Annotated in this window: 18 protein-coding genes; 4 read left to right on the plus strand and 14 right to left on the minus strand. The window is 61.6% G+C overall.

Annotated features, from left to right (window positions below):
* Window positions 1–8: 8 nt before the first annotated feature.
* The gene (gene paaK / locus QM596_RS02010; protein ID WP_283307957.1) at window positions 9–1,310 is read left to right on the plus strand and encodes a phenylacetate--CoA ligase PaaK; all 1,302 of its coding nucleotides are present in this window, start codon (window positions 9–11) and stop codon (window positions 1,308–1,310) included.
* Between the two features lie 2 nt (window positions 1,311–1,312).
* Here paaK and QM596_RS02015 read toward each other — a convergent pair whose 3' ends face one another.
* The 11 genes from QM596_RS02015 to QM596_RS02065 all read right to left on the minus strand — a co-directional run bounded on the left by QM596_RS02015 (window position 1,313) and on the right by QM596_RS02065 (window position 10,214).
* Window positions 1,313–1,936 (minus strand): LysE family translocator, encoded by a 624-nt coding sequence (locus QM596_RS02015; RefSeq protein ID WP_019745753.1) that lies wholly within the window; start codon window positions 1,934–1,936, stop codon window positions 1,313–1,315.
* A 92-nt stretch (window positions 1,937–2,028) separates the two neighbouring features.
* Window positions 2,029–3,222, minus strand: coding sequence for a globin domain-containing protein (locus QM596_RS02020; RefSeq protein ID WP_182261951.1), 1,194 nt, complete (start codon window positions 3,220–3,222; stop codon window positions 2,029–2,031).
* A gap of 31 nt (window positions 3,223–3,253) precedes the next feature.
* Window positions 3,254–3,703 (minus strand): RrF2 family transcriptional regulator, encoded by a 450-nt coding sequence (locus tag QM596_RS02025; RefSeq protein ID WP_283307959.1) that lies wholly within the window; start codon window positions 3,701–3,703, stop codon window positions 3,254–3,256.
* Between the two features lie 119 nt (window positions 3,704–3,822).
* A complete protein-coding gene (gene galK / locus QM596_RS02030; RefSeq protein ID WP_283307960.1) occupies window positions 3,823–4,953 on the minus strand; it encodes a galactokinase in 1,131 nt (376 codons plus the stop codon).
* On the minus strand, window positions 4,953–6,053 hold the full coding sequence (gene galT, locus QM596_RS02035; protein ID WP_283307961.1) for a galactose-1-phosphate uridylyltransferase: 1,101 nt from the start codon (window positions 6,051–6,053) through the stop codon (window positions 4,953–4,955). Before galT ends, galK begins: the two co-directional genes overlap by 1 nt.
* Window positions 6,050–6,676, minus strand: coding sequence for an SMI1/KNR4 family protein (locus QM596_RS02040; RefSeq protein ID WP_042953173.1), 627 nt, complete (start codon window positions 6,674–6,676; stop codon window positions 6,050–6,052). The genes galT and QM596_RS02040 overlap by 4 nt, the downstream gene beginning before the upstream one ends.
* A gap of 21 nt (window positions 6,677–6,697) precedes the next feature.
* Entirely contained in the window at window positions 6,698–7,282 is a 585-nt protein-coding gene (locus QM596_RS02045) for a TetR family transcriptional regulator (protein WP_019745748.1), read from the minus strand.
* Entirely contained in the window at window positions 7,279–8,328 is a 1,050-nt protein-coding gene (locus tag QM596_RS02050) for a saccharopine dehydrogenase family protein (RefSeq protein WP_283307963.1), read from the minus strand. The genes QM596_RS02045 and QM596_RS02050 overlap by 4 nt, the downstream gene beginning before the upstream one ends.
* A 54-nt stretch (window positions 8,329–8,382) precedes the next feature.
* Entirely contained in the window at window positions 8,383–8,736 is a 354-nt protein-coding gene (locus tag QM596_RS02055; RefSeq protein WP_020971115.1) for a VOC family protein, read from the minus strand.
* A gap of 106 nt (window positions 8,737–8,842) precedes the next feature.
* On the minus strand, window positions 8,843–9,577 hold the full coding sequence (gene lepB / locus QM596_RS02060; RefSeq protein WP_069145421.1) for a signal peptidase I: 735 nt from the start codon (window positions 9,575–9,577) through the stop codon (window positions 8,843–8,845).
* An 85-nt stretch (window positions 9,578–9,662) separates the two neighbouring features.
* Window positions 9,663–10,214 (minus strand): LysM peptidoglycan-binding domain-containing protein, encoded by a 552-nt coding sequence (locus tag QM596_RS02065; protein ID WP_283307964.1) that lies wholly within the window; start codon window positions 10,212–10,214, stop codon window positions 9,663–9,665.
* A 593-nt stretch (window positions 10,215–10,807) separates the two neighbouring features.
* On the opposite strand from QM596_RS02065, the gene QM596_RS02070 reads away from it, so the two are divergent.
* Complete coding sequence (locus QM596_RS02070; protein ID WP_047889067.1) at window positions 10,808–12,319, plus strand: anion permease; 1,512 nt, start codon at window positions 10,808–10,810, stop codon at window positions 12,317–12,319.
* Window positions 12,320–12,322: 3 nt separating this feature from the next.
* Here QM596_RS02070 and QM596_RS02075 read toward each other — a convergent pair whose 3' ends face one another.
* From QM596_RS02075 to QM596_RS02085, 3 genes are read right to left on the minus strand one after another with little or no spacing between them, the layout of a single operon-like run.
* Window positions 12,323–13,072 carry a succinate dehydrogenase/fumarate reductase iron-sulfur subunit gene (locus QM596_RS02075; protein ID WP_283307966.1) on the minus strand — a complete coding sequence of 250 codons (750 nt, stop codon included), beginning with the start codon at window positions 13,070–13,072 and terminating at the stop codon, window positions 12,323–12,325.
* A complete protein-coding gene (locus QM596_RS02080) occupies window positions 13,069–15,021 on the minus strand; it encodes a fumarate reductase/succinate dehydrogenase flavoprotein subunit (RefSeq protein WP_283307967.1) in 1,953 nt (650 codons plus the stop codon). Before QM596_RS02080 ends, QM596_RS02075 begins: the two co-directional genes overlap by 4 nt.
* Window positions 15,022–15,771: a succinate dehydrogenase cytochrome b subunit gene (locus QM596_RS02085; protein ID WP_084325459.1), complete on the minus strand. Its 750-nt coding sequence runs from the start codon at window positions 15,769–15,771 to the stop codon at window positions 15,022–15,024.
* A gap of 156 nt (window positions 15,772–15,927) precedes the next feature.
* On the opposite strand from QM596_RS02085, the gene QM596_RS02090 reads away from it, so the two are divergent.
* Window positions 15,928–17,256, plus strand: a complete 1,329-nt coding sequence (locus QM596_RS02090; RefSeq protein ID WP_020971110.1) for a lipase family protein — start codon at window positions 15,928–15,930, stop codon at window positions 17,254–17,256.
* A 2-nt stretch (window positions 17,257–17,258) separates the two neighbouring features.
* Window positions 17,259–18,509, plus strand: coding sequence for a Tat pathway signal protein (locus QM596_RS02095; protein WP_225989586.1), 1,251 nt, complete (start codon window positions 17,259–17,261; stop codon window positions 18,507–18,509).
* Window positions 18,510–18,551 lie beyond the last annotated feature (42 nt).

An 18,551-nucleotide genomic window follows, 5' to 3' on the forward strand; every position in this document is an offset into this window, starting at 1 on the left:
AGACAATCATGACCGAACTCGCCACTGCTACTTCGCAAGAAATCGAATTTGCCAGCCGGGACCGCATTTCGACGCTCCAACTCGAGCGGATGCAATGGTCACTGATGCACGCGTACACCAATGTTCCGCACTACCGCAAAGCTTTCGACGACGCCGGCGTCCACCCGAGCGACTTGAAGGATCTGAGCGATCTCGCGAAGTTCCCCTTCACCACCAAAGCGGATCTGCGTGAGAACTATCCGTTCAAGATGTTTGCGGTGCCCCAGGACAAGGTCTCGCGAATTCACGCGTCTTCGGGGACCACCGGTCGCCCGACGGTGGTGGGGTACACGAGCAACGACCTGAACAACTGGGCCGATCTCATCGCGCGCAGTCTCTCGGCCGGCGGCGTGCGGTCTTCGGACAAGGTGCACGTGGCTTACGGGTACGGTCTGTTCACCGGCGGGTTGGGAGCACACTACGGTGCGGAGCGTTTGGGCTGCACGGTCATTCCCATGTCCGGTGGCATGACCGAGCGGCAGATCCAACTGATCGAGGACTTCGAACCCGACGCGATCATGGTGACGCCGTCGTACATGTTGACCATCGTGGATGCGATGATCAAGAAGGGTATTGATCCTTCGAAAACCTCGCTGCGGGTTGGAGTTTTCGGAGCGGAGCCGTGGACCGAACAGATGCGTACCGAGCTCGAACAACAACTCGACATGCACGCCGTCGACATCTACGGACTCTCCGAGATCATGGGCCCGGGCGTGGCAATGGAATGTGTGGAAACCAAAGACGGGCTCCATATCTGGGAAGACCACTTCTACCCGGAGATCATCGACCCGGTCACGGGTGAGGTGCTGCCGGACGGAGAGGAAGGTGAGCTCGTTTTCACCTCGCTCACCAAGGAAGCGCTGCCTATCATTCGCTACCGAACCAGGGACCTGACCCGTCTGTTGCCCGGGACGGCGCGCTCGATGCGACGGATGCAGAAGGTCACCGGCCGGACCGACGACATGATCATCCTGCGTGGGGTCAATCTGTTCCCCACACAGATCGAAGAACTGATCCTGACGGTCCCCGCCCTCGCGCCTCAATTCCAGTGTGTGCTGGAGCGTCCGGGTCGTATGGACACCCTGACAGTTCGCGTCGAGGCTCGCCCAGACGCGGCAATTTCGGAACATGCGGCAGCGTCGTCTGATTTGCAGAAGCTGGTGAAGAACAAGATCGGTGTCACGGTCGAGGTTAACGTTCTCGAACCCGGCGGACTCGAACGCTCGATCGGTAAAGCGCGTCGGCTGATCGACCAACGCCCGAAGGACTGAAACTACTCCAGGGCCATGCGGGTGGCGAAGATTCCGAGAATGCCACCAGCTAGCCACTTCTGAGCCCGCATCCATACCGGACGTGCCACGAGGAAGGTCGACACGGCCGCCGCACAGCACACGATCAACGCGTTGACGGTGACTGCGACCAGGATCTGCACGCCGCCGAGTACGAGTGCCTGTTGCCAGACCGGGCCCGCAGTGGGATCGACGAACTGGGGGATCAGGGCCGCGTACATCAGCGCAATCTTGGGATTGAGCAGATTGGTGGTCAACCCCATCCCGAACAGACGGCCGCTACCGTGGCGGTCGACTTCGCCCACCTCGAAGGCGGACTTTCCACCTGGTCGGAGCGTCGACCAGGCGAGATAGGCCAGATACAGGGCGCCGCCGATTTTCACCGCGGTGAACACCGTGGGTACGGCGAAGAGAACCGCTGTCAGTCCAGCGCACGTGGCGGCGAGGTAGACCAGGAAACCGGTTGCGACTCCGCCGAGCGAGATCAAGCCTGCCCGGCGGCCCTGGCTGATGCTGCGTGACACCAGGTAGATCATGTTGGGGCCCGGTGTCAGAACCATCGCCAGGGCTATCAGCGCGACTCCCGTCATCGACGCTGACGTGATCATGTCGGTCTCCCACTACTCGGTACGTATGTTTCGTCGAGTACACAAGGGATTACCGTGGCGCGCCAAGGTCCAGTTCGCAGGCAGTGGTCCGCTCAGGTGTTGGCCCAGCTGTCGGGCCCGAAGACCTCGTAGTGGATATTCTTTGCCGGAACATCCCTTTCGAGCAACGATGCGCGCATCGCCAACATGAACGGCATCGGCCCGCAGAGGAAGGCTTGGGTATCGGGCTCCACTGCAATGTCTTGCAAATCCGCCCGTCCTTCGTGAACAGATCCGAACGCCACGTGCGTGCCGAGATCCTCGTACCAACGATGCAAAGTTGCGGCGGGAATCTTGTCGACGAGTGTGCTGAGTTCCGCGCGGTGAGCATGGTCCGCGATGGATCGATCAGCATGAATGACAGAGACCGAACGCTCGGCGCCGGTGTCCACGAGATGATTGAGCATCCCGATCATCGGTGTGCAACCGATTCCGGCCGACGCGAGTAGGAGAGGTGAGTTGTCATCCGGCATGGTGAGATCACCGAAAGGCGTGGTGACGGAGAGTTCCTGACCTTCGAATACGTTGTTGTAGAGGAAGTTCGACACTTCGCCATCAGGAGTACCGGAGATTCGCTTGACGCTGATCCGCCAGTCTGCGCTGCTCGGTATCGAACACAGGCTGTATTGGCGGATCTGGCGAGCGCCGTCGGGCAGCGTAACCCCGACCGAAAGATACTGTCCGGGTGCGAAGGTGGGGAGTGCACTGCCGTCTAGCGAAGTGAGCGTCAGGGAGACGGTATCGGCGGACTGAAGAACTCGTTCGCTGATCCTGACCGTGCGCCAGACGTCACCGGCGTCGACGCCGGCGAGTTGGTAGAGGCCACGCTCCATCGTGATGAGGGTTTCCGCCATCAGCCAGTAGACTTCGTCCCAGGCTGCTGCGACGTCGGGAGTGACTGCATCGCCTAGTATTTCGACGATCGCGGCAAAGAGGTGTTCGTGCACGATTGCGTACTGGTCGGGCGTGATTCCCAGCGACGCATGCTTGTGCGCGATGCGTGAGAGTATGAGATCGACCTTGGCGCTGTCCGGCTCGAGCTGAAGCGTCGCGAATGCCGCGATGGCGCCGGCGAGAGCCTTCTGCTGTTCGCCCTGTTTCTGATTGCCGCGATTGAACAAATCACGTTCGAGTTCAGGATGTGCGTCGAACATCCTGCGGTAGAACAGGGTTGTGATATCGCCGATGGCGGCGCCGACCACGGGAAGGGTGGCGCGAATGACCTCGGTTGACTGTGGGGAAAGCATGAGCTGCTCCGTTCGGTCGAAATTCGATTGATCAGCCTGCTTCGTCGCTCCGGGTGGTGAGGCGTAGCAGGACAGTTTTGGACGGCTGCCGGATGACGTCTTCGATCGTGACCGCGTCGAGTGAAACGAAAAACGCTTCCTGTGCTTCGCGCAAAGCGCTCCGAAGGAGGCAGCCGCCGCGAAGTGGGCACGGTTTGTCGCCTTCGCAGTCGACGACTTCACCCGGGCCTTCGAGGCGTCTGGCCAGCCAGCCGATGGTGGCGGTGCGGCCGAGTTCGGTGATGGAAAGCCCACCGCCGCGACCACGCCTGGTTGTGACGATGCCAAGCTCACCGATCCGTGTAACCACCTTGGTGGCATGGGAGTACGACACGTTGAGCTGCTGCGCAACATCCCGGGTACTGGGGGAGGCATCCGCGTCGAGTACGGCCAACCGCATGACGACGCGCAATCCCAGATCGGTGAACTGCGTCAGTTGCATGATCTGAACCTACATAATTCGCATCTGAGATGACTATTTATGTGAGGGGGATCTCGAGGGGTCCCAACCAGGGCGAACGGTACGTTCGGCGCCTCCAGTGCGCTGAACGTGCCGTTCGCTCAGAGGCGGGCGGCCGAACCCCCGGCAACGACGCCGAGAAAGTGGGGTGCTCGCCAACCCCGCGCCGCAAAGTCGCGGCTCACCGACGCGATGACCTCCGCATGACTTCCTTCCGGAACCAACGCGATGGCCGAACCTCCGAATCCGCCGCCGGTCATCCGCGCACCGATCGCGCCGCCGCGTCGTGCTGCGGCAACGGCGACGTCGAGTTCTTCACACGAGACCTCGAAGTCGTCGCGCAACGACGCGTGGGAGTTGTCGAACAGCTCGCCGACGTCGCTGAATCTGTTGCTGCGCAGAAGCTCTGCGGTCTTTCGTGTCCGTTCGATCTCGGTCACAACGTGCCGTGCCCGCGCCCGGAGGATTGGGTCTCGCACTGTCTCGGCTTGGTCTGCAGTAGCCTCTCGCAAGCTGCCGACGCCGATAGCTGCTGCTGCATCGACGCATTGAGAGCGTCGCAACCCGTACTTTCCGTCTGCGAGCGAGTGTTTGACCCGAGTGTCGATGACGATCAGTTCGTACCCCGCACCGTGGAGTTCGAAAGGGATGGGTTCGGTGGATCCGTCCAGGCAGTCCAACAGGAGCGCAGTCGAGGGTCGGGCAAAGAGGGCAATGGTTTGATCCATCCCACCGGTCGGTGCGCCGACGCCGTCGTTCTCCGCCTGGATGCATATCTGTACCAGCTCATCGCGGGTGAATGGTGAATCGTGAAGTTCATTGACGGCCAACGCAACCGAACAGGTGAGGGCAGCGGAACTCGACAGCCCGGCCCCGACCGGTACCGACGAGTCGACTGCCAGATCGATTCCTCCGAGCGGGAGGCCTCGGCGCGCAAGAGACCACAGAACGGCGGTGGGGTAGGCGGCCCATCCTGCTGCTATGTCGCCGAGGGGCCCGGTGTATGTCTCGTCGGATTGCCGACTGTGCACGCGGACAACCCCGTCGCTGCGCAGTGCGACGGCAACCAGCGTTCGCTGCTCGAGAGCGACCGGTAGGCACAATCCACCGTTGTAGTCCGTGTGTTCACCGATCAGGTTGACTCGACCGGGTGCCGCCCAGGCTCCGGTTGCCGGATAGCCATAGGCATCGCGAAACTGTTGGAGCACAGATGGTTTCGAGACGGTATCCACTATTTCAACTCCCGTAGGCGGGCCGCGACTGCCTCGGGAATGGTGTCGTTCACCCAGGCGCCCATGGCGGACTCGGACCCGGCGAGGTATTTGAGCTTGCCTGGTGCGCGCAAGATCGAGAACAGCTGAAGATGCAGTCGACCCAGAGGTCGGTCGATGCGGACGGGAGCTTGGTGCCAGGCCGCGATGTACGGTACCCGATCGACGCCCGGATAGAAGCGATCGATACGGCGCAGGAGATCTTGGTAAACGACCGCAAGCTCTTCGCGCTCTTGGTCGTTCAACGAGGGAAGGTCCGGGACGTCTCGGTGCGGTGCCAGGTGAATCTCGATGGGCCATCGTGCGGCGGTCGGGACGTAGGCGCTCCAGTGATCGCCGTCGTAGATCAACCGGGCCCCGTCCTCGCGTTCGAACGCCAGAACATCGGCGAGCAGTGAGCGACCGGTGCGCTCGAAGTGTTTGTCCGCCTGCGTCAACATCGATCGGGTGCGTGACGTGACATACGGGTATGCGTAGATCTGTCCGTGCGGATGGGTGAGTGTCACCCCGATTTCTTCGCCGCGGTTCTCGAAGCAGAACACCTGTTCCACAACCGGATCCGCCGACAACTCTTCGGTCCGAGAAATCCATGCACCCACAATCGTACGCATGCGTTCGAGTGGAAGCTCGCCGACGGACGCCGTGTGATCGCTCGAGAAACACATCACTTCGCAGTGGCCGACAGCTGGGCGATCGCCCACACCGTCTCCGGGACCGTCAATGGCTTCCTCGGGCGCCGCGGCAAAGCTCGGAAACCGATTCTCGAACACCGCGACGTCGTAGTCTCCGTCGGGTATCTCTGTGGGCGTGCGTGTTTCGTTGGTCGGGCACAACGGGCATTCGGCGGCGGAGGGGAGATGTGTCCGTGTCATGCGATGCGAAGCCATGGTGACCCACTCCCCGGTGAGAACGTCGAACCTCATCCGAGACGAGTGGTCGAGAGCCGGCAATTCGCGGGAATCTCGCGCAGAGTGGGCGCGGGTACGGCCGGCATCGTCGAAGTAGAAGATCTGACGCCCGTCGGCGAGGGTACGACGGGTCGGATCCTGCTTGGGTGTCATGCGTCGACTTCCCATTCCAGAACACCCTTGCTGACAACGGGTTTCCACACTCCGATCGTGGATCCTGTTTCCAACGCTGCGGCATGGGCGCCCAACATGACCGAGATGGACGCCCAGATCGGACCGCCGTTGTCAGTGGCGTCCGACGCATACTCGGTCACACAATGATGGAGTGCGCCGTTTCGTGTGTCCACGAAGTAGTGGTACTCGTCCAGTCCGGCAAAGGGAAGGAACGAGGGGATGAACATGGTTGCGGCAGTGCCTGCGTCGCGTTGATCGTGTCGATCCATCTCGTCCTCGGCGTAGAGGTCCGGATTCTCGTAGATCGTCTCGTCCCACGTTTCGAGCAGAGTGAGTCGAACTTCGGTTGCGACGTCGATGGGGTAGAAGAACTTGTCGGGAAGCACGCTGCCGAGAAAGAGCCCGGTCCGGTCGTCGTGGGTCAGGCTGCCGTTGTGCACCCGATACAGCTCGCGAAGTTCCTGGGGCCACGTGACGCCGGTCGACGCTTCGAATTCCTCGATAACGGCGTCACCGAGCCCTGGCTGAAACGCTGCAGCCGTCACCGGTGCGTGTGTACGGCACCACGCTTCGATTCGGCTCCATTCGTTTGCAACGCTCATGGGCTTTACGATACGTCCGAGTCAGGACCCGTGAATCAGGTACTGCAGTGTGTCCACGAGCTTTCGGTCCGAAGCCTCGGACTTTCGGCCGGTGATTCCCGATCGGAGAATTGCGGAACCCTCGAGCAGGCTCACGATGGTCTGCGCTGCCGCGCCCAGGTCCGCCGCATCCAGATCCGGTTGTGCACACGCAACAGCGCGCTCTACGTGTGCGATGTACTGCGCGTAGAAGTCTCGAACCACGACCGCCACTTCTTGGTCCGCCGCCGCAATGGCCCATACTTCGACGTACAGACGCACCGTGGCCTGGTCGTCTTGTTCTCCGAGCAGGACTCCGATGAAGTGTTCGGATTCCTCACGGGAAAGACTCTGATCCGTATCCGTGACGACGGCAAGGCGATCCAGTGAGCGGGTCAATGCCCGTGACATGACTGCGCGGATGAGATCTGCACGGGTGGGGTAGTAGTGCTGCAGGTGCCCCACCCGCACTCCGGCTGCGGCTGCGAAATCGCGCATCGCCGAGTTGGCATTGCCCTGCGTGGCGAGGACCTGTTCTGCTGCGTCGAGAAGTGCTTCCGCGCGGGCGGCGCCCTTGGAGGGGGTCATGCCCGCAATACTGCCACCCCGAAGCTCTCCAACTCGGAGACGGTGCGGCGCGGGTTCGGAAGCGACTCGGGGAAAGCGACTCCAGGCTGGGCATCGTCGGCCAAGGCTTGTCTGACGGCAAGCGCGCCGCCCACCGCGGTGAGGTGAGCTTGGCCCTGCGGGTCGACGATTGTTGCGCTTGTCGTGCCGTTCGGGCCGGTGACGTCGATGCGTACTTGCGCACTCCCGCCCTTGCCAGGCGAGTACAGGAGTCCGCGTCGTAGCGGTGTGAAGCGGTCGCCGCGACCCCAACGGAACAGACCCACCTTCTTGGCGGCGAGCAGCGCAGTTGTGGATGCATGCGAACTGAAACCTATTCGAGTGCTGGCAGTTTCGGCGCCCAGGGTCATGGGGAACGTGAATTGTTCCGGAGTGTCGATTCTTCCGACCTTGGTGCGCGATCCGGGGAAGTCGACCCAGCGTGTATCCGTCAACGGGCTGACGGTGATCGGGTTTCCTTGCTGCATCACCTCGAAATCCTGGCCGAGACGATCAATGAAGTCGACGGAGTCGAGCCCGGCAATGTCGTTGACGTCGTAGCGAATCGAGACGTCGATCGTGCTCGCGCCACCTAGTTCCTCGGCCAGCGCTGCGGCGACGACATTGGTGACTCCGCCCATCCATCCGGACGACAGGTACACCGGTGCGCTCGGCGACTTCTGACCCGCCAGAGTGGCGGCGCGAGCGACGCGGGTTGTCCAGCGGGTGATGTCCACGTAGGGAATTCCGGCCTCGACGGCGGCGGACAGAACACGATCGTGGGGATCGTTGACCGTCGATACGACCGCGCGTACGGACGCGTCGAAGGGCGTCGGGTCGAGGAGGTCCCAGCGGCGGACGGAAGCGCCGTGGCGGCTGGCCAGTTCGTTGCCGCGCTCGGGGGTGCGTCCGGTGAGGAGTAGTGGGAAGTCGGGGGCGAGCAAGGCGGTCAGGGCGCTGCCCACGGTTCCGTATCCGCCTGCCACGAGGATCGGGCCGTCGGCTGAATACTGCAATGAGTCGGTCATGCGCTCAACTCTAGGTCAAATGACCTAAAACGTCGAATGGAGTCTTTCCAGTGCTCAGTCCCGGTGTCGCACGATGTTGACGACGTTGCCGTCGGGTGCCCGGACGAGGAATCGGCGAACACCCCACTCTTCGGTCGTAATGGGGTGCACGATTTCGTAGCCGAGCCTTCGGGCCTCTTCGTAGGCGCCGTCGACGTCGTCTGTGTGGACGGAGATGACCGAGTCCTCGGCTGCAGTGGCGTCGTGCGTGACGAGTTGTACGTTCGCGCCGGTGTCGGGAGAGGTGTAGCGAGCGACCCACCCCATGTTGAACTCTTCGGTGCTCAGGCCGAGATAGTCGGAGTAGAAACTCTTGGCGGCTCCGACATCGGCGACTTTGAGATTGGCGGTGATGCGTCGTGCACGCATGTGGTTCTCCTACCCTCGGCAACAGATGTGCTCGATGATCGTCCGAAAGCGGAGTCATGTCGACTGTGCCGTCCGAAGATGCGGGCTAACTGGCTGATTCGATCTGTCACTGCGGATCGAACGAGCCCACGGTGCCCCACCGCGAGAAGGGAAGGACGATCAATTGAACCTTGCCGATGACGTTGTCGATCGGCACCGTTCCGCTGCGTTCGTCATCGAGATGGAAACGTGAATCCTTCGAATGGGCGCGGTTGTCGCCCATCACCCACAGGTTCCCGTCGGGAACCGTGACAGGCCCGAAATACCTTCCTTGACAAGAGGTACCGTTGCCCGGAATGCGATTGTCGATGTACGGCTCGGTCAGTGGCTTGTCATTCACTCGAAGCCCCTCTTCCTCGGACAGGCACTGCACGGTTTGCCCACCGACCGCGATCACCCGCTTCACGAGATCGTTCTCGTCCGGCGGGACCAAACCGACGATGGATCCGAGTCCTTGAAGTGCCCGGACCACCGAGTTGTCCGATCGAATGGATTGATACTCGTCGTTCCAGGATTCGGGCCCCTTGAACACGACCACATCCCCAGGCTGTGGATCCCCGAATCTATAGCTGATTCTGTCGACAAAAATCTTGTCTCCCGTGCAGCCGGTGCATCCGTGAAGCGTCGGTTCCATGGACTCCGACGGGATCAGAAATATGCGTCCGACGAAGTTCTGAATGACAACACTCAGGACAAGTGCGACGACAACGAGGATGAGAATCTCACGCCACAGTGGACGTCTTCTCGGGTGATCAGCCGTCGTCGATTCAGTCGAGTCTTCGTGGGCGTCGGATTCCGTCACATTCCCGACAATAGATGGCGCAACCAGTCGGCGGCCCGATACCGACGTTCTCGATTCGAGGGTCTACATTGTCGGCCGATTTGCTTCAGAATTGGATCACATCGCCCACACGGATCTGGTCGGGGTCGGCAATCCACGCATTCATGACCCAAACATCCTGCCAACGAATACCTTTCGCAGCGGCAAGGTTGAACAACGTATCGCCCTCGGAGACTGTCACCGTGTCGCCCGCTGAACCTACCGACGATCGAGCCGAGGTTGTCGAATCAGGGGTGGTGCCGCCCCAACCTAGGTAAGCGCCACATACCGGCCACGCGCCGATACCTTGAGCTGAGAGGGTTGCTTCCGCGGCCGCGACTTGATCGGCTGTCGACGCCAAGTCGGCGCGAGTCGGTGCACCTGCCGGTTTGTATGCATCCCACGTCGACTGCGTGAATTGAAGTCCGCCGTAGAAGCCGTTGCCGGTGTTGATGTTCCAGTCGCCGGAACTCTCGCACATGGCCACCTGCGACCAGTCGTGCGCACGGGCTACGCCGGTGTTGACGATTGCACCGCCAATTGTCAGAACGCCTGCTCCTGCGGCTATCGTGACGAATCGTTTGGTGTGTGAACGTTTGTTTTTCCGGTGGTTTCCCATGATATTTTCCTTGATCGGTCTGACGGGACAGCGATCTCTGCTCGGCGTGCGGCTCGAGTGTTCTGCTGCATATCGCGGTAGACGAAATCGTCAGTGCTGAAATGTGATTGAGGTGGACAGGCTGTGAAGGCCTCGTCTCCAGATTGCAGTTCGGAGGCGTGGCTAGATTCGCGGTCTCACACGCTTGCCGACAACGACTCAATTACCCCGTTACATACCTGTTTTGCGGACCGATACAAAACGTCGGTGTACTCGGTGCTGAGCGGAAACAGGTAGTTGAACAGGCCATTCGACCCATGTGCAGACGAGCGCCGATTGGCATGCTGGAACAACACCGAAACAGGGTCTCTCCGAGATTCAAGCTTGCGGCACGCCGGCGCCTCCTGTTGATCGATTGGCGCACCCTTATGAGGGAGATGTGTCGCGCCCCGGGCCGCTGTCTGCGCCCCGGGATGAGCCCTCCTGCGGAATCCAGAGAATCGGATACCGCAGGAGGGCATTCTCTCGACCTTCGATTGACCGCACGAAAACCGGACGTTTGGGGGACAATGATCTGGGGCGATCACCTGGGGCGAGAAGTCGAGGAGATGTACATGTCCGAGGCCAAATCCGAAAGCACCGAGTCTCTCGCTGGAACGACACCGCCGGCAAAGACACCGCCGGCCAACACACCGCCGACGGAGCCGTCGAAACAATCGGTGCTCAGGCGGTACTACCCGGCTGCGGTGCCCGTCATCCTCGGCTTGATCATCTATTTCATGCCGGTTCCGGACGGTGTGGACCCCAAGGGCATGCACATGCTCGGAATCTTCGTCGGCACCATCGTGGCGTTGATTTTGCAACCACTGCCGACGGGTTCGGTGGCGCTGGTGGGCCTGTCGATCGCCATGATCACCCAGACGGAGACGCCGACAGAAGCGTTGTCCGGCTTCAGTAACACCACGATCTGGCTGATCGTCGCGTCGTTCTTCATCGCCGAGGGCTTTCTGGTCACGGGGCTCGGCAAACGGGTTGCACTCATGTTCGTGACCAAACTCGGCAAGTCGAGCCTCGGATTGTCGTACGGAATGGCGTTGACGGACTTGATACTTGCTCCGGCGACACCGTCGAACACCGCCCGCGCCGGTGGCGTCGTCTATCCGATCATCGTCTCACTGAGCAAGTTGGAGGACTCCAATCCCGAGCCCGAGGACTCTCGCAAGAAGCTCGGAGCATATCTGCTGCTCACGTCGCTGCAAGTCAACGTCGTGACCTCCGCGATGTTCATTACCGCCATGGCGGGTAACCCCGTCGCCGTCGATGCGGCGGCCAAGATCGGCATCGACATCTCGTGGGGCAAATGGGCGCTGGCAGCATCGGTTCCGGGAATTGCAAGTCTCATCGCGATCCCGTGGGTGATGTCGAAGATCTTCCCGCCCACGATGTTGAAGACTCCGAAAGCGCCCGAGCAAGCCAGGGAGGAACTGCGCAAGGCAGGTCCGATCAGCCGCAACGAGAAGATCATGGCCGCCACCTTCGTTCTGCTGCTGGTGCTCTGGTGCCTGGGCTCGCAGCTCAACGTCAATGCCACTACAACAGCATTTGTCGGAATCGGCATCCTGTTGGTGACCAAGGTGCTGACGTGGAACAACCTGGTCCACGACACCGGGGCGTGGCAGACGCTCGTGTTCTTTGCCGTGCTGGTCGGTATGGCAAGCCATCTCGAAGAACTCGGCGTGATCTCGTGGATCGGAACCCAGGTCTCCTCGAGTGTCGACGGTTTGCCGTGGATCTGGGCTTTTGCGATCCTGACCTTGGTGTACTTCTACGCGCACTATCTGTTTGCGTCGAACACCGCGCAGATCGTCGCGATGTACGCGGTGTTTCTCGGCGCGGCGGTGGCAACCGGTGCACCGCCGCTGTTCTCAGCCCTGGTATTCGGCTTCATCGGCAGCCTGTTCGGCGGTATCTCGCACTACGCGTCCGGTCCGGCCGGAGTGATTTACGGTTCCGGATACATCAAGACCTCGGAATGGTTCCGAATCGGTTTCGTGATGAGCGTCGTGATCATCCTGATCTGGACGATCATCGGCGGCGCGTGGATGAAGCTGATCGGCGCCTGGTGAGGCTCAGTTGTCCTTGCACCGCAATCCGAATCGCATCGATTCCTTGTTGACAGCGGCAATCGCGGTCAGCGGTATCTCCGCGGGACACACCTCCGCGCATTCACCGTAGGTCGAGCACGGCCCGAAATCGGCCTCCATCTGGTGCGACATCGCTCGGGCCCGCTTGCCACGTTCGTTGCGTCCCTGCGTGACGAGGGACAGGTGGGTCAGTTTGGAACCGGTGAAGAGGTGCGCGGCACCGTTGGGGCAGGCTGCTACGCAAGCGCCGCAGCCGATGCACGCGGCGAAGTCCAGTGCAGCTTCGGCACTTTGATGCGAGAGCGGCTGGCTGTCTGCGTCCGGTGCAGTTCCCGCATTGACCGATACATAGCCACCGGCTTCGAGGACCCGGTCGAGAGCCGAACGATCCACCACGAGGTCGCGGACCACCGGAAAAGCGGCGGAGCGGAACGGTTCCAGTTTGATTCGGTCACCGTCGGAGAAGCTGCGCAGGTGCTGACGGCACGTGGGAGTGTTCGCAACCGGCCCATGGGGAACGTCGTCGACCGTGATGCCACAGGACCCACAGATCCCTTCTCGGCAGTCGGAATCGAAGGCGATGGGTTCGTTGCCGCTCTCCACGAGTTGGTCGTTGAGTCGGTCGAGAAGTTCCAGCAGTGACATCTCCACTGTCGCGTCGTTTACTTGGTAGGTGTCGAATGCACCGGACGACTCCGGTCCGGATTGGCGCCACACGTCCACGGTGATTTTCATACGTAGTTCCTCGTCTGCAGTGGAACAGCGGTGAAGGACAACGGCTCGTCGTGTCGAATGTGTCTGCCGTCCTTGGCGGTTTCCCACGCGGAGACGAAGCACCAGTCCTTATCGTTTCGCTGTGCTTCGCCGTCGGGAGTTTGATGTTCGGCCCGAAAGTGCGCTCCACAGGACTCGTCACGATCGAGAGCATCGACGCACATCAGTTCGGCGAGTTCAAGGAAATCGGCTACCCTGCCGGCCCTTTCCAGCTCCTGGTTGAACTGGTTTCCGCTGCCGGCGACTCGTAGGTTCGACCAGAAATCGCCTCGTAATGCTCGGATTTCGGAGATGGCCTTGGTCAAGCCTTCGGCCGTTCGGGTGACACCGCAACCCGCATAGAGGATCTCGCCCAGTTGTCGATGAAACCTGTCGGAGCCATGTGTTCCGCCGACCGAGAGCAGCAGGTCCACCCGACCGCTCACGTCACTGAGCGTCGACGTCACAGCGGGATCGGAAAGTTCGAGAGGTGCTGATCCGAGCAGCGGCGCAAGATAATTCGGAATCGCGTACGGGAGGGTGAACCAGCCGTCGACGCATGCCGAAAGCAGCGAATTGGCGCCGAGGCGGTTGGCCCCGTGGTAGCCCCACCCTGCCTCACCACCGACGAACAAGCCGGGGATGGAGGTCATCTGGTCGTAGTCGTTCCACAGTCCTCCCATGGTGAAGTGGGCTCCGGGGGCGATGCGCATCGGCACCGTATAGGGGTCTTCGCTGGTGGCATCGCGATACATCGAGAACAGATTTCCGTACCGCTCCTCGATGGTCTTGCGGCCGAGCCGTGCCAATGCGTCGCGGAAATCCAGGTACACACTGTTTTTCAGAGGACCGACGCCGTGACCGGAGTCGATTTGCTCGCGGGCGGCCCGTGAAGAGACGTCGCGGGGAGAGAGGTTCCCGAACGCCGGATATTTGCGCTCGAGGTAGTAGTCGCGCTCATTTTCGGGAATGTCGCCTGGTTCGCGATCGTCTCCGGGCTTAGCCGGTACCCAGATCCGGCCGTCGTTGCGTAGTGATTCGCTCATCAGAATGGTTTTCGACTGCCACTCGGAGTTGACGGGAAGTGCCGTCGGATGGAATTGGATGAACGAGGGTGAAGCAATCAGCGCGCCGCGTCGGTGCGCTCGCCATGCGGCGGTGGCGTTGGAGTTCTTCGCAAGTGTGGACTTGTGGAACACGGTGCCGTACCCGCCGGAGGCCAGTACGACGGCATGGCCTGTGGTGGCGCCGATCTGACCGGTCACGAGATCGCGTGTGACTATCCCTTGTGCTCGGCCGTCCGAAACGATGAGATCGAGCATCTCGGTTCGGGTGTGGAGGTTGACCGTTCCGGCTGCGATCTGACGTTGCAGTGCCTGCGACGACGCTATCTGCAACTGCTGGCCTGTCTGCCCGCGCGTGTAGTACGTGCGCGACACCTGTACGCCGCCGAAGGATCGGGTAGCGAGAGTGCCGCCGTACTCACGGGCGAACGGTGCTCCGATGGCATTCATGTGATCGATGACGCGTACGGATTCCTCTGCGAGTCGGAAGCAGTCGGCCTCGCGGCCGCGGAAATCGCCGCCCTTGACGGTGTCCTTCACGAAGCGGGCGAGACTGTCGTTGTCCACCTTTCGGGCACGAGCGGCGTTGATGCCGCCCTGCGCGGCGACGCTGTGTGCACGGCGCGGTGCATCGTGGAAGGTGAAGGATTCGACGTGGTAGCCCAGTTCACCAAGTGAGGCGGCGCAGGCCGCGCCGGCGAGTCCGGTACCGACGACGATGACCGTGAACTTGCGCCGGTTGAGCGGGCTGACGAGCTTGTAGTCGAGTTTGCGAGTGGGCCAGGCTGTCTCCGGATCGCCGGCTGGGACCTTACCGTCCACCGGCGTCCCGATGCTGCGCAGATCGTCGAGTTCGAAGCTGTTCACTTATGACGCTCCTGTCTTCGAGATGACGCCGGTCATCACCGCGATGGGGATCGACATGTTTCCGACCATCACGACGAGCGCAAAGATTCCGGAGAGTGCAACGGCAATCTGGCGCAGCCGTTGGCCGGTCACGCCGAGATCGTTGACCGCACTCCAGAGTCCGTGCGCGAGGTGCATTGCCAGCAGAGCCATCGCGACGATGTAGAACGACGCCACCAGTGGACGCTCGAAGCTGGCGATCAGGTTGTCGTATGCGTAACTCTGCGTGCGCGTGGCCGCTTCGTACTCGGTGCTGCCGATGGGGCGGGTTCCGGTGGTGAGGTCGAGTATGTGGAAGATGACGAACAGCAGCAGCACTGCTCCGGTGACGGGCATTGTGCGCGCGGTAAAGGACTTGATTCCCAAGCTTTTACGTCGAAACTTCCCTCGAGCTCGGCGGCCACGGACGGTGAGCAACCAGGCGCACCAGACGTGTGCGACCAATGACGCGAGCAGGACGATGCGAAGAATCCACAGAAGTCCCTCGTATGGCAGGAAGGGTTCGAACACTGTGCGTAGCCAGTGTGCGTAGTCGTCGAAGTGATCGGCCCCGGTGTAGACCTTCAGGTTTCCGATCATGTGGACGAGCACGAAAGCGGCGAAGATCAGTCCCGTCACGGCCATCAGAATTTTGCACGTGATATTGGACGGCCGCGGTCGAGCGCGAGGTGAATCGCCGGTAGCTCGCGATACACGGGTCGGAGCACTCACAGACAAACCTCCCACGCCAGACTTGCCGGACAGGTGCCGTCAGCCTAAGCCCGATCGAGGTTTTCGGCCAACGGACCGGTGCCCGACTTGTCTGTTAATGCAGGTGAATGGGAGTGTAGGGGTGCTCATTACCCGAAAGTAAGGAACCTGTGAACGATGTTTGACTCGACGTGGCGACGGTGGTCATGGCGCGCCGGAACGGCATCGGCCCTGGCAGTGGCCTTGTTTGCGGTGGGGTCGCCGGCTGGTGCGCAGGAGACCGTCGACCTGGCCGACGTGTTCAACCCGTTGGTCGTGAAGGCACTTCAAGGCGCTGATATCTCTACCGAATTGACGCCACTCGGGCTCTCGTCCGACGATCCGTGGTTCGACGAGCCCGAAATCGAGCCCGGCACCGCCCCCGGAACCCTTCTCAAAGCGCGTCCGGTCAGTGTTCAGGTCTACCAGGTCCGCCCTGACGTGGTCTCGGCTCACCAACTCATGTACACAACCACTGATCACTTCGGTCGCCAGGTGATCAGTACCGGAATTCTGATGATCCCCGAGGACGGAACTGCGCCAGGCGATCGCAAGATCATCGGATATGCCGAAGCGAACGACAGTCTGGGTGCGAACTGCGCACCAAGTCACCAGTGGACCGGCGGCAATCAGAGCGACCCGGCGATGTTCTCGGCGCTCGGCCCGGTGGCCCAGATGTTCGGTCACGGCTGGGCAGTGATGATGAGCGACGTCGGCAACGACGGCGACACTGCTCCCCATCCGTTCTCGATCGGACAGTTCTCGGGCAAGGCAACGCTCGACGGCGTTCGGGCAGCACTCGCGCTTCCGGAGGCCGGCCTCGAATCAGACACCCCTGTCGGCATCTACGGTGTCGCCGGCGGCGGTGTCGCTGCGGGCTTTGCCGCAGAACAGGCGCATGACTACGCGCCGGAACTGAACGTACAGGCCAGCGCCATCCAGGCGATGATGATCGACCCGGCAACATTCGAGGAGACGGCGGCCGGTGGGATCGGTTCCGGCTTCGTCTTCTCGAGCATTCTCGGATTCGACGCGGGCTACCCCGACGTTCGGCTCGACGATCATCTCACTCCGATCGGTCACAACGTCGCCGCAGCATTCCGCGCGTCCTGCCAGGCGCTCTACCTCGGACTCCCGTTCGTTCCCTTCGACGTCCTGCTCACCAACCCGGCGCCCCGAACGATCCCGGCACTGGCCGCGGCGTACGCGGACAACACGTTGGGAAAGCAGGCGCCGGCCTCGAAGCTTCTGATTTCTTCCTGTGAGGACGACTTCCTCGTTCCCTTCAGTGAGGCAGAGCAATTGGCGCAGACATATCGAGCAGACGGCGGCGACGTGGACCTGCTCCCGTCGCAGTGCGGGCCGCTCGATTACGTGACCAACCTGTACAAGACGGTGACCGATCAGCTGGGTATGCAGGACATCGCCTGGCTGGCGAAGACGTTCGACGAAGCCGAAGGGAAATGAGTATGCGGAAGTCTTTGACACGCAGGGATTTCGCGCGCACAGTTCTCGTCGCTTCGGCAGGCATCGGCGGTGCGGTCGTACTGGGAGGCCGGGCGTCTGCGGGTACTGGTGAACTCGACAGGTACCTCGACCTGGAAGCGGTGAACGCAAACGCCGAAGCCGCGGGGGGTCTGCATCCTTCACTGCCGTCGGATTCCGCGACGCTGCGGAGTTTGGTCGATACCGCCCGAGCATCGGGAGTGGCTCCGCACCGCTATCAGACACTGCTCAAGCAGTACTGGCTCGCAGTCGGGACGGAGTCGGCAGGTATCGATCTCGCTTCGTGGACTCCCTTCGACGGTGTGCACGCGAATCTCGGAAACCTCACCAACACTTTCCAGTTCTACGAGCGACTGCAGCTCGAGCATCAAGAACTGCAGTGGGCAGGCATGGGCGGAATGGTCGGGCCCGCTTTTGCCGGTGGCCTCCTCGACTTGGACTACGGGCGGGTTGTGCTGGAAGTCCAAGCGATCAGCGAAGCGATGGCACTGGTGTGGCGAGAGATCGACCGCATCGGGTCGCCGGTCGCAACGTCGATGGGAGCACCCGAGGACGTTGCGGCGCTGCTCCAGGTCGGCCACGACATCCGCCCCGAGGACGTGATGTGGTTCCAGGGGAAAGTGATTGCGATGAGCAAACACATCTTCTCGGATCTGATTCCCATGCACATGGCGTGGGTTCACGACGGTGTCGACGGCATCGCCGAACTCGATCGGGCAGGGCTGCTCGACGAGAACGCCCGTATCGCGTGGGACAACATTGCTTCGGGGACACCGGAGTCGGTCTTCGACGGCAATGTGCGTCTGCTGCGCCGTGAGCAGTACCAGTCGGTGGGTGATCAGTGGGACGAGGCGAAGGCCTACCGCGGCAGCGTCGGTCGCTCGTTGACCTACCTGACCACCTTCGCCGCATCACCGTCCATGCCTGGCGTCGTACCGCCGCGTGAGTCGAACCCGCTCTCGTTCGCGGTGGGCAATGCCGTTGTGCAAACACCGCTTCCGGACTTCAACTGGGCGGACCGGGACGGTCGTTGGACCTACATCAACGGTCAGCTGCTCCCGGTCTACAACAACCTGATGAACAATCAACCGGAACTGTGGCGAGCGACGCTGGCAGCGCCCGTCTCCGTTCGGATAACCGAGCAGAGAATGATCGCTCGCTTGCCGGACATGTTGCGGTCCATGCTCGCAACTCTGGCGATCACGGTCAACTGAACTCGGCGGTGGCGGGGCCTCGGGGCTCCGCCACCGCCGTGA

The organism is Rhodococcus sp. IEGM 1406, from assembly GCF_030056745.1.
GTDB classification, from domain to species: Bacteria; Actinomycetota; Actinomycetes; order Mycobacteriales; family Mycobacteriaceae; genus Rhodococcus_F; species Rhodococcus_F erythropolis.